This is a genomic window from Gryllotalpicola kribbensis, assembly GCF_039538245.1.
In the GTDB taxonomy this organism is placed as follows: domain Bacteria; phylum Actinomycetota; class Actinomycetes; order Actinomycetales; family Microbacteriaceae; genus Gryllotalpicola; species Gryllotalpicola kribbensis.
Genome location: NZ_BAABBX010000014.1, coordinates 87,035 through 97,530 on the forward strand (window position 1 = coordinate 87,035; position 10,496 = coordinate 97,530).

The following is a 10,496-nucleotide window of genomic DNA, read 5'->3' on the forward strand; positions in this document are numbered from 1 at the left end:
TGTTCTGCGGTGATTACAGGGAGCGGCCGGCGATGCGCAGCCAGGTGGTGGAGTCAGGGGGCAGCTTCCCGCCCACGAGCGGACTGCTGGTGAGCAGCACCTCGCCGTGCGGGGGCAGGGCGAGCGGATGCCTGCTCAGATTGGTGACGTTGAGGAATCCCCCGCCCCTGCGGAAGGCGAGCGCACCGGCCGGCTGCCCGTCGACCCAGGCGAATGTGCCCGCGCGGAGATCGGCGTCGCGGCGCCGCAGCACGAGCGCCGCGCGATACAGGTTCAGCATCGAGCCCGGGTCGCGCTCCTGCGCGGCCACGGTGAGCGACGCCCAGCTGGCCGGCTGCGGCAGCCAGGGCTCTGCAGAGCCCTCTGGGCCGAAGCCGAACGGGGCGCAGTCGCCTGCCCAGGGCAACGGCACGCGGCATCCGTCACGCCCGGGGTCGACGCCGCCCGACCGGAAGTGCATCGGGTCCTCGAGCCGGTCGAGCGGCAGGTCCTCGACCTCGGGCAGGCCCAATTCGTCGCCCTGGTAGATGTACAGCGAGCCGGGCAGCGCGGCGGTGAGCAGCGCGGCGGCGCGCGCCCGCCGCAGCCCGAGCTCGAGGTCGACCGGGGTGCCGAAGCGTTTCTTCACGAAGGCGAACGACGTGTCCTCGCGGCCGTACCGCGTCACGGGGCGCGTCACGTCGTGGTTCGAGAGCACCCAGGTCGAGGGCGCGCCCACGGGGGCGTGCGCGCTCAGAGTCTGGTCGATCGAGGCGCGCAGCTCGGCGGCGTCCCACGGGCGCGCCATGAAGTCGAAGTTGAACGCCGTGTGCATCTCGTCCGAGCGCAGGTACTTGGTGAACCGATCGATGTCCGGCAGCCAGATCTCACCGACGAGCACGCGCGTTCCGGGGTACGAGTCGGCGAGCTCCCGCCACGAGCGGTACACGTCGTGCAGCTCGTCGCGATCCGTGTTCGGGTGCTCGCCTGGCCCCGGATTCTCCGGGACCTCGGGCAGCGCGGGGTCCTTGATGAGCAGCGCGGCCGAGTCGATGCGGATGCCGCCGACGCCGCGGTCGAACCAGAATGCGAGCACGTCGAGGAACTCCTGCGGCACGTCGGGGTTCGACCAGTTCACATCGGGCTGCTCGGGGGTGAAGAGGTGCAGGTACCACTCGCCGGGAGTGCCGTCGGGGTTCGTCGTGCGCGTCCACGTGTCGCCCGCGAAGTTGTTCGGCCAGTGCGTCGGCGGCTCGTCGCCGTGCTCGCCCTTCCCCGGGTGGAACCAGAAGCGGGCGCGCTCGGGGCTTCCGGGGGGCGCGGCGAGCGCGGCCCGGAACCATTCGTGCTGGGCCGAGATGTGATTGGGAACGACGTCGATGATGGTGCGGATGCCGCGCTCGAGCGCTTCCGCGATGAGCTGCTCGGCCTCTTCGAGCGTGCCGAAGGCGGGGTGGATGCGCCGGTAGTCCGCCACGTCGTAGCCGCCGTCAGCGAGCGGCGAGTCGTACCACGGGGTGAACCAGATCGCGTCGATGCCGAGGCGCTGCAGGTAGTCGAGGTGGGCCCGCACACCGGCGAGATCGCCGATGCCGTCGCCGTTGCCGTCCGCGAAGCTGCGCGGATAGATCTGGTAGATGACTGCGCTGCGCCACCAGTCGGGGTCCAGCGACAGGGGCGCCGGCGCAAGGGTCTGCGCGAGCGGGCTGCTCTGCTCGTTCACGGCTCTCAACGTAGAGAACGTGACAAGATGATGCAAGAACGTAACTTTTTGGCGCACGCTTGCGTGCGTCTTGCGCCGCTTACCGCACGGCGGATGCCTTCCGCGCCGCCTTCGGCGCGGGTCCCGTCGACGACCGCACCACGAGCTCCGGCTCGAACAGGAACTCGTCGACGTCGCTCTCGACGCCCTTCATCTGGCCGAGCAGCAGCTCGAGCGCCATGCGCCCCATCAGGTCGATCGGCTGGCGCACGGTCGTGAGCGGCGGCTCGACGCTGCCCATGAGCGCCGAGTCGTCGTAGCCGATGACCGACAGGTCGCGCGGAACCGACATCCCGGCCTTGCGCGCCGCCCGAATCACGCCGAGCGCGATCGGGTCGCTCGCGCACACGACGGCGGTCGCTCCGGAGCGGATGAGCCGCGCGCCGGCCGCCTGCCCTGCCTCCACCGAGTACAGCGACCGGATCATGAAGTCGTCGGCCAACTCGAGCCCGGCATCCGCCATCGCCCGCCGCGCGGCCTCCGCCTTGCGCCGCGACGGCATGTGGTCGCTCGGCCCGAACGCGAAGCCGATGCGCGTGTGGCCGAGCTGGACGAGGTGGTTGACCGCCATATCGGTCGCCGCCCAGTCGTCGCACGAGACGGTCGGGAAGCCGAGCCCGTCGACCGGCGCAGACACGAGCACCGTCGGCAGTGCCACTTCGCGCAGCTTGTCGTAGTGCGCATGACTGGCGGCGGCCTGGGTATAGAGGCCACCCGCGAACACGACGCCAGAGACCTGCTGCTGCAGCAGCAGGTCGACGTAGTCCGCCTCGCTCACGCCGCCCGCTGTCTGGGTGCACAGGACCGGGGTGTAGCCGTTCTGGGCGAGCGCGCCGCCCATGATGTCGGCGAAGGCCGGGAAGATCGGGTTCTGCAGCTCGGGCAGCACCAGCCCGACGAGGCGGGCGCGCTGACCCCGCAGCTTCGTCGGCCGCTCATAGCCGAGCACATCGAGCGCTGTGAGCACCTGCTGCCTGGTGGCCTCGCTCACTCCGGGCTTCCCGTTCAGCACACGGCTGACCGTGGCCTCGGAGACACCGACCTTCTTCGCGACCTCCGCGAGCCTCTTCGACATGCAAGAACTGTGCAAGTTCTTGCGAGCATGTGCAAGCCGAGCGGACTGCCCACAGATCCGTCAGGCCGCGCGGTTCGATGGCGCCGCGTCACGATTCGCCCGAGCCGGGGTCGTAAAGGGCATGAGCATTCTGAGCGTGCCGCTCGAGGCACTCCCCCTGATGCCGGCGTCGACGGCTCCTGCGAACCGGCCCGATGCCGACACCGCATCTCGCGCCGTCGCCGAGAACGACCGCAGGGCGCTGCACCTGACCGCCCCGTGGCACGCCGAGACCTTCCGCCACGCGCGCACCGGCGAGGTGCTGTTCGCGGCCTGCGATTGCATGCTCGAGCGCGACCACAGCTACGCCGAGCGGATGCTGTGGCCGGCCGGCCTCATGAGCCGCGACTCCTGAGGCATCCGCTCGCCCCGCCGCCGCGCCCGCCGCGCCTCCCTTGCGCTGCTCGGATCCGCTTCACGCTGCTCGGATCCGGGCAGCGTCGAGAGGATCCGAGCAGCGCGACCGGAATCTGCCGCCGCGCTCAGCCCCAGTGCCGGTCGCGCCGCGGCACCAGCGGGATCGACAGCAGGGGCGCGACCGCGACCAGCGCGAACGCGAGCGGATAGCCCACGGCGGTGATGAGCGCCCCGATGCCGGGCCCGACGGCCGACGCGGCGAGGAACTGCCCCGTGTTCTGCAGCCCGAGGGCGCGGCCCGACCACGCGGGGCCGGCCGCCTCGGCGACCGAGGTGAACGAGAGTCCGTTGTCGGCGACGCTCACGGTCGTCGCCACGATCAGCACGACCGCAGCCGCGGCCGACCACTCCACGGTGCCCGTCGCCGCCAGGGCCGCCATCACCACGACCCCCGAGATCGCCACCCAGCGCAGCACGCGGGTGCGCGAGCCCACCCTGTCCGACCACGAGCCGATCACGATGCGGCCGATGGCTCCGACGAACTGCGAGAGGCCGATGACGACGCCGGCGGCGGTCGCGCTCCAGTGCAGCTGCGTGATGAGCCACACCAGCCCGAAGATCGACAGGGTGAACTGCGGCACGACGAGCAGCACAGAGACGAGGTGGATGCGCCACAGGAACCCGCTCGCGCGATATGGGTTCGCGGGCGCGTCGGCCGACGCCGGCCGGGCGGCCGGCCGCGGCGGGTTCACGATGCCGAGCGCGCACAGCACGGCGAGCACCGCCAGCACGACGCCGGCGAGCAGCAAGGGCCCCGTCGGCCCGAAGCGGTCGGCGAGCGGCGGCACGGCAATGGCGGCGGCTGCTACGCCGAGCGGCTGCGACATCTGGCGGATGCCCATGGCGAGACCGCGCCGCGACCGTGGGAACCAGCCGACGACCACCCGCCCGCTCGCCGCGTTCGTGCTCGCCGACGCCGCCCCGCCGAGCAGCAGCAGGGCCCCGAGGGCCACGGCGCCGCCCGCACCGCCGCCGCCCGCGAACGCCGCGGCGAGCGCGAAGAGCGCCGTCAGCAGCAGGCCGCCGGCGATCACCCAGCGCTCCCCGTAGCGATCGGCGAGCGCGCCCCACGCGACGAGGGTCAGCACCATGCCGAACGTCGGCGCCGACGCGAGCAGCCCGGCCTGCGCGAGAGGGACCCCGCGCTGCAGATGCAGCAGCGGGATGAGGTAGGCCGGGGTCGAGACCAGCAGGGTGCCGGCCGCCTGCGCAAGCACGCCGAGCGCCAGCATCCGCCACGCTGCCGCCGGTACACGCTCGCTGTCGCCCATGCCGCGCCTCTCCGCTCAGGTCAGATTCGGGATACCATTTCGGTATACCAATGCTCGCATGGCCGACGGGGAAGCGCGAAATGGACGACAGCATCGACAGCATCGACAGCAGCGGCGCCGACGGCAGCCGCCGGTCCACGCGCGACGGCGGCGCCTACGCGGCGCTGCGCGCCGCGATCCTCTCGTTCGAGCTGGCTCCCGGCGAGCGCCTCAGCGAGCGCGGTCTCGAGGCCGTCGCGGGGGGCTCGCGCACCCCGGTGCGCGCGGCGCTCATGCGCCTCGCCGCAGACGGGCTCGTGCAGCGCGCGGGCCGCGGCTGGCAGGTCGCACCCATCGACCTCGCCGAGGTGCGCGCCGTGATGGAGTACCGCGAGGCGCTCGAGACCGCGGCCGTGCGCCTCGCCGTCGAGCGCGCGAGCCGAGACGAGCTCGAGGCGCTGCGCCTGATCGCCGACGCGCACCGCGATGCACCCCCCGAGGCGGCCCGCGACGCCGACGAGGGGGCGGATGCCGCAAGCGGCGCCGCCTCGGGGCGAGAGACGTCTCTGCAAGACGGCACGGACTTCCACGTGGCGCTCGCGGGCCTGTCGGGTAACCCGTTCCTCACCGATGGAATGAGCCAGGTGCTCACTCGGCTGCTGCGCGTGCGCTGGCTCTCCGCAAGCACCGCGGCGTCGCGCGACCGCGCCCGGGCGGAGCACCTCGAGATCGTGGCATCCGTCGCCGCCCGCGACGCCGACCGGGCGGTCGCACTCGTCACGGCGCACAGCCATGGCACCCGCGACCGGCTGCTCGGGTTCCTCGCCGACGAGCGCCGCCGGCTGCGCGGCAGCGGGATCGCGATCGTCGAGTCGGTGCCTGAAGAGGTCGCTACAGGGCCTTCAGCGCGTCGCGCCCGAAGGTGAACGCGCGCATCAGACCGAGCAGCCCCAGGATGATCAGGATGACGGCGGCGACCATCAGCAGCCAGAATCCGGACCACCCGGGAACAGCCAGCACGGCCACCCCGCCGAGGATGCTGATGATGCCGTAGGCGACCGACCAGCCCTGCTTCCGCGACGCCCCGGACTCGGTGATCGCCATGATGCCTTCGACGATCCACGCGACCCCGACCACGATCGCGACGATGAGCAACAGCGTCGCCGAGGCGACCGCGACATCGCGCAGCGCGATGACCCCACCGACGACGAGCAGCGTGCCGAGCAGCACGTTGAGCACGCGGTGACCCGTGCCCAGACTGCGGCCGAAGATGCCGAGCACGAGCCGCACACCACCCGTGATCACGAGATAGATGCCGAACAGGAACGCCAGCACGGGAATGGTGTGGTTGGGCCAGATCAGCAGCAGCGCGCCCACGATCACGGCGACCGCACCGGCGATCCCGAAGGTGAGGCGCACCCCGTTGATGGCTCTCTTCGCGAGGCCGGCGGCCTCGAGCCGCAGCGCGTCGCGGAATTCGTCTGGCGAAGACGGGATGCTCATGAGCGCAAAGCTATCCGCCCGCCGCCGCGGCGACCAGGGGGAATCACGGCCGCACCACGTGGTCCGCGCGGCCGCGCGTCATGCCAGAGCCGCCGCGACGGACGCGCGCAGCTCGGGCACGAGCTCGTCGACGAACCACGGGTTGCGCGCCTGCCACCGGAAGTTGAGCGGCGAGGGATGCACCAGCGGGAAGTACTCGGGCAGGTAGCTGCGCCACGCGCGCACGGTGTCGGTGAGCGTCGCGCCGCGGCGCGCGCCGAGATAGAACCGCTGCGCGTACGCGCCGATCAGGATCGTGAGCCGCACGTCGGGTAGCTCGCCGAGAATCAGGGGATGCCACTTCGCGGCGAACCCCGCGCGGGGCGGCAGATCGCCCGACCCGCTCGCGGCCTTGCCGGGGTAGTAGAAGTCCATCGGCACGATCGCGAAGGCTTCGGGGTCGTGGAACAACCCGTCGCTCACGCCGAGCCAGTCGCAGAGCTTGGCGCCGCTCGCGTCGCGCCACGGCACCCCGCGCTCCTGCGCCCTGCGGCCGGGCGCCTGCCCCACGACGACCACGCGGGCGCGCGGCCCCGCGGTGAAGAGCGGCTCCCAGCCGGAATCCGTCATCGCCGCGTTCTCAGGGTCCGCCATGATCGCCGCGCGCACTTCGTCGAGCGTCATGACTCCATCCTGACGCGGCGCGCGCCGCACGCCGCACGGGCGCGGGCAGGCCCGCGCCTACGGCGCCGCCGGCGCGCCCGCCCGCTTGAGGTACTCGGCGGCCTGCGCCTCGTCCATCGCGACCATCCCGCGGATGCCGTGAGCCGACCGCGAGAGCGCGTCGAGCCAATGCCGATTCAGGTCTGGCACCTTCGAGCCGTTGAAGCGGAAGGCCATCGGGATTCCGGGAGCGATCCAGAGGCTGATCCGCCCTGAGCCCTCCTCGGCGGGGATCTGCCAGTTGAGCAGGAAGGTCTCGCCGACCCGCAGTTTCGCGGTGATCGCGATCTTCAGGTGCGCCAGCAGGCGATCCTCGATCCGGTAGTCGACACCGGCGTACGTCAGTGTTCCCATTGCCTTCTCTCTTGTCCCCACCGACGCTACGGGCAAGGGGCGGGTTCCCGCCTCACCCCTAGGGGTGTATCGACCCACCCCTACGCTGGAAGGCGTGCCACTCATTCGCATCACGCTGGTCAACGACTACGACGTCGTGGTTCGCGGCCTGGCCGCGATGCTCGACGCCTACCGCGACACCTTCGAGGTCGTCGAGCTCGACGCGGGTACCGAGCCGCGGCGGCAGGCCGACATCGCCCTGTACGACACCTTCGCGGCGACGGCCGGCGATCGCGAGGACGCGAGGAATCTCGCGCGCGACCCGCGCGTCGGCAAGGCCGTCGTCTACTCGTGGGACCTTGACGAGCAGCTGGTCGAGCAGGCGCTCGCGAACGGTGCAGCCGGCTACATCTCCAAGGGGCTCCCGGCCCGCGACCTCGTGGCCGCCCTGCTCGCCATTCACAAGGGCGACGGCCGCGTGCACCCCGTCCCCGCCGGCGCGCTCACGGCGGTCGTCGGCGACTGGCCCGGGCGCAACGAGGGGCTCACGCAGCGCGAATCCGAGATGCTGGCGCTCATCACGCAGGGCCTGAACAACGCGCAGATCGCCGAGCGCACGCGCCTGTCGATCAACTCGGTGAAGTCCTATATCCGCACCTGCTACCGCCGCATCGGCGCCACGAACCGCTCGCAGGCAATCCTGTGGGGCATCGAGCACGGCTTCCGCCCCGACCACATCCGCAGGCGCCGCGACTGACGACCGCGCGCTGCTGCGCGAACGACGAGGGCGGATGCCGCGGGCCGCACAAGCCGAGAGAATGGTCGGCATGGTGCACGATCACGACCACGGGGCCGCCGGCGCGACGAACCGCGTGCGGCTCACGGTCGCGCTCGCGATCACCTGCGCGATCCTGCTGGCCGAGGCGGTGGGGGCCGCCCTGACGGGCTCGCTGGCGCTGATCGTCGACGCCGGCCACGTGCTGACCGACGCGGGCGGCCTCGCCATGGCGCTCTTCGCGGCGCGGCTCGCCGGCCGGCCCGCGACAAGCCGCCGCACGTGGGGCTACGCGCGTGCCGAGGTGCTCGCCGCGACCGCGCAGGCCGCCGTGCTGCTCGCCGTCGGGCTCTTCGTGCTCGTCGAGGCGATCCAGCGCCTCATCACGCCGCCCCAGCTGCAGAGCGAGGGTCTGCTGATCTTCGGCGTCATCGGCCTCGTCGGCAACCTGGTGTCGATCGCCGTGTTGAGCGGCGGCCGCGCGGCGAACTTCAACCTGCGGGCCGCGTTCCTCGAGGTCGTGAACGACGCGCTCGGGTCCGTCGGCGTCATCCTCGCCGCCATCGTGATCCTGACCACGGGCTGGCAGGGGGCGGATGCCGTCGCGGCGATCCTCATCGGAGTGCTCATCCTGCCCCGGGCCTTCCGCCTGCTGCGCGAGACGGTCGACGTGCTGCTCGAATCGGCCCCCGCCGGCCTCGACCTCGACCAGGTGCGCACCCACCTGCTCGGCATCGATCACGTCAGCGAGGTGCACGATCTGCACGTGACTCAGATCGCGACCGGCCTGCCGGTGCTGACCGCGCACATCACGGTCGACGCCGACTGCTTCCGCGACGGCCACGCCCCCGGCATCCTCGACCAGCTGCAGGCCTGCGTCGCCGACCACTTCCCGATCAGCGTCGAGCACTCGACCTTCCAGCTCGAGCCGGCCGCGCATCAGACGCACGAGCACACGCCGCACGCCTGACCTGCCGCAGCGCTCCGAAACGAGAAAGCGAGAACGGGCCGGAACGAGAGCAGGCCCCGATCTCTCGGGGCCTGTCGTCTTGGTGCGCGAGGGGGGAGTTGAACCCCCACGCCCTCACGGGCACACGGACCTGAACCGTGCGCGTCTGCCTATTCCGCCACTCGCGCAGTGCTGTCGTTCCTGCGAACGCCAACCTCACGACGATAACACGCAGCCCCTGGGAGTTCCTATTCGGGCAGCCCTTCAGAGCCGAAGGTCCGAGACCGCCCGCTAGCATGCAACGAAGACAGACGCCGGGCCCGCCCCGGCGCGCAAGACAGGCAACTGTGCGACCGGAGTGAATCGTGGGCTTCCTGGAAAGCATCGAGAAGGGGCTGGAGCGCGCCGTCAACGGCGCCTTCGCACGCACCTTCCGCTCCGGCCTGCAGCCCGTCGAGCTCACGAGCGCGCTGCGCCGCGAGATGGACACGAAGGCGGCCGTCGTGGCCCGTGACCGCATCCTCGCCCCGAACTCGTTCCGGCTGCACCTGGCGCCCGCCGACTACAAGCGCATGAGCGGCATGGGCGACACCCTCACCGACGAGCTCACGAGCTTCGTGACCAAGCATGCGAACGCCCAGCGCTACCAGTTCGCGGGCGCCGTCTCGATCGAGCTCGCGAGCGACGACCAGCTCACGACCGGCGTTCTCGAGATCGAGTCGGGCAACGTCAAGCAGGATGTCGCGTGGACGCCCATCGTCGACGTGAACGGCGTCCGGCACCAACTCCACCACGCGCGCACCGTGATCGGCCGCGGCAGCGAGGCCGACATCACGGTCGACGACACCGGCATCAGCCGGCGACACCTCGAGATCGCGTGGGACGGCCGCCGCGGCGAGGCGCGCGACCTCGGCTCGACCAACGGCAGCAAGCTGAACGGCCAGCCCCTCTCCCGCTCGGTCCTCGAGCCGGGCGACGTCATCACCGCCGGTCGCACGCGCATCGTCTTCAACGTGGTGCCGCGCGCAGAGGCGCACCGGGCGGGGGGTCGCTGGTGAACCCGAGCTCCCTCACCCTGCTCCTGCTGCGCATCGCATTCCTGATCGTGCTGTGGGTGTTCGTCTTCGTCATCGTCTACACGCTGCGCAGCGACCTGTTCGGCACGCGCGCGAAGCGGCTGCCCGACAGCGGTGCCCCGGCGCAGGCATCCCATGCCCCCTCTGCTCCACCGGCGGCCGCGCCCGCCACCCCGCCGTCGCCCTCGCCGGCAGCCGCGTTCCCGCCGCAGCCGCCACCCGAGCCCGAAGAGCTCGGCTCGGGCGCCGACAGCCCGCTGGCCGGCCTGGCGATCGACCGCACCGGCTCGGTGCCCGTCGTGCCGCAGGCGAACGGCAAGCGCACCCACGCGACGGTGTTCAACGCGTCGAAGCTCGTCATCACGGGCGGCCCGCGCGCCGGCGTCGAGTACGAACTGACCGCCGAGCCGCTGACGATCGGCCGCTCGAGCGAGTCAGGCCTCGTGATCCGCGACGACTACACGAGCACGCACCACGCGCGGCTCATGCTGTGGAACAACGAGTGGATGCTGCAGGACCTCGACTCGACCAACGGCACCTTCCTCGACGGCGAGCGCGTGACCGCGCCGACCCAGGTTCCCCTCGACACGCCGATCAAGGTCGGCATGACGACCTTCGAGTTGCGGCGGTGACGCT

12 protein-coding genes and 1 tRNA gene are annotated in these 10,496 nt (G+C 71.6%); 6 read left to right on the plus strand and 7 right to left on the minus strand.

Translation table 11 applies throughout. The features are described from left to right. Positions 1–13: 13 nt before the first annotated feature. Both ABD716_RS08495 and ABD716_RS08500 read right to left on the minus strand, forming a co-directional pair. Positions 14–1,702 (minus strand): glycoside hydrolase family 13 protein, encoded by a 1,689-nt coding sequence (locus ABD716_RS08495; protein WP_344775818.1) that lies wholly within the window; start codon positions 1,700–1,702, stop codon positions 14–16. A 79-nt stretch (positions 1,703–1,781) separates the two neighbouring features. After that, positions 1,782–2,816: a LacI family DNA-binding transcriptional regulator gene (locus ABD716_RS08500; protein ID WP_344775820.1), complete on the minus strand. Its 1,035-nt coding sequence runs from the start codon at positions 2,814–2,816 to the stop codon at positions 1,782–1,784. A 121-nt stretch (positions 2,817–2,937) separates the two neighbouring features. On the opposite strand from ABD716_RS08500, the gene ABD716_RS08505 reads away from it, so the two are divergent. Continuing rightward, the gene (locus ABD716_RS08505) at positions 2,938–3,210 is read left to right on the plus strand and encodes a hypothetical protein (RefSeq protein WP_344775822.1); all 273 of its coding nucleotides are present in this window, start codon (positions 2,938–2,940) and stop codon (positions 3,208–3,210) included. A gap of 127 nt (positions 3,211–3,337) precedes the next feature. On the opposite strand, the gene ABD716_RS08510 is transcribed toward ABD716_RS08505, so the two are convergent. Next, a complete protein-coding gene (locus ABD716_RS08510) occupies positions 3,338–4,543 on the minus strand; it encodes an MFS transporter (RefSeq protein WP_344775824.1) in 1,206 nt (401 codons plus the stop codon). Positions 4,544–4,623: 80 nt separating this feature from the next. Between ABD716_RS08510 and ABD716_RS08515 the strand changes: the two genes are divergently transcribed. Beyond that, positions 4,624–5,448, plus strand: coding sequence for a GntR family transcriptional regulator (locus tag ABD716_RS08515; RefSeq protein WP_344775826.1), 825 nt, complete (start codon positions 4,624–4,626; stop codon positions 5,446–5,448). Here the strand turns inward: ABD716_RS08515 and ABD716_RS08520 are convergent. The 3 genes from ABD716_RS08520 to ABD716_RS08530 all read right to left on the minus strand — a co-directional run bounded on the left by ABD716_RS08520 (position 5,414) and on the right by ABD716_RS08530 (position 7,081). Beyond that, positions 5,414–6,025 (minus strand): HdeD family acid-resistance protein, encoded by a 612-nt coding sequence (locus tag ABD716_RS08520; RefSeq protein WP_344775828.1) that lies wholly within the window; start codon positions 6,023–6,025, stop codon positions 5,414–5,416. The genes ABD716_RS08515 and ABD716_RS08520 overlap by 35 nt on opposite strands. A 78-nt stretch (positions 6,026–6,103) precedes the next feature. Next, positions 6,104–6,688, minus strand: coding sequence for a uracil-DNA glycosylase family protein (locus ABD716_RS08525; protein ID WP_344775830.1), 585 nt, complete (start codon positions 6,686–6,688; stop codon positions 6,104–6,106). A gap of 57 nt (positions 6,689–6,745) precedes the next feature. Then, complete coding sequence (locus ABD716_RS08530) at positions 6,746–7,081, minus strand: DUF7882 family protein (RefSeq protein ID WP_344775832.1); 336 nt, start codon at positions 7,079–7,081, stop codon at positions 6,746–6,748. 94 nt (positions 7,082–7,175) lie between these two features. On the opposite strand from ABD716_RS08530, the gene ABD716_RS08535 reads away from it, so the two are divergent. Next, positions 7,176–7,817 (plus strand): response regulator transcription factor, encoded by a 642-nt coding sequence (locus tag ABD716_RS08535; protein WP_344775834.1) that lies wholly within the window; start codon positions 7,176–7,178, stop codon positions 7,815–7,817. Positions 7,818–7,887: 70 nt separating this feature from the next. Further along, the gene (locus tag ABD716_RS08540) at positions 7,888–8,805 is read left to right on the plus strand and encodes a cation diffusion facilitator family transporter (RefSeq protein ID WP_344775836.1); all 918 of its coding nucleotides are present in this window, start codon (positions 7,888–7,890) and stop codon (positions 8,803–8,805) included. A gap of 80 nt (positions 8,806–8,885) precedes the next feature. Here ABD716_RS08540 and ABD716_RS08545 read toward each other — a convergent pair. Then, a tRNA-Leu gene (locus ABD716_RS08545) sits at positions 8,886–8,972 on the minus strand. Between the two features lie 177 nt (positions 8,973–9,149). Here ABD716_RS08545 and ABD716_RS08550 point away from each other — a divergent pair. Together ABD716_RS08550 and ABD716_RS08555 are read left to right on the plus strand one after the other, a co-directional pair. After that, complete coding sequence (locus ABD716_RS08550; RefSeq protein ID WP_344775838.1) at positions 9,150–9,842, plus strand: FHA domain-containing protein; 693 nt, start codon at positions 9,150–9,152, stop codon at positions 9,840–9,842. Next, the gene (locus ABD716_RS08555; RefSeq protein WP_344775840.1) at positions 9,839–10,492 is read left to right on the plus strand and encodes an FHA domain-containing protein FhaB/FipA; all 654 of its coding nucleotides are present in this window, start codon (positions 9,839–9,841) and stop codon (positions 10,490–10,492) included. The genes ABD716_RS08550 and ABD716_RS08555 overlap by 4 nt, the downstream gene beginning before the upstream one ends. Positions 10,493–10,496 lie beyond the last annotated feature (4 nt).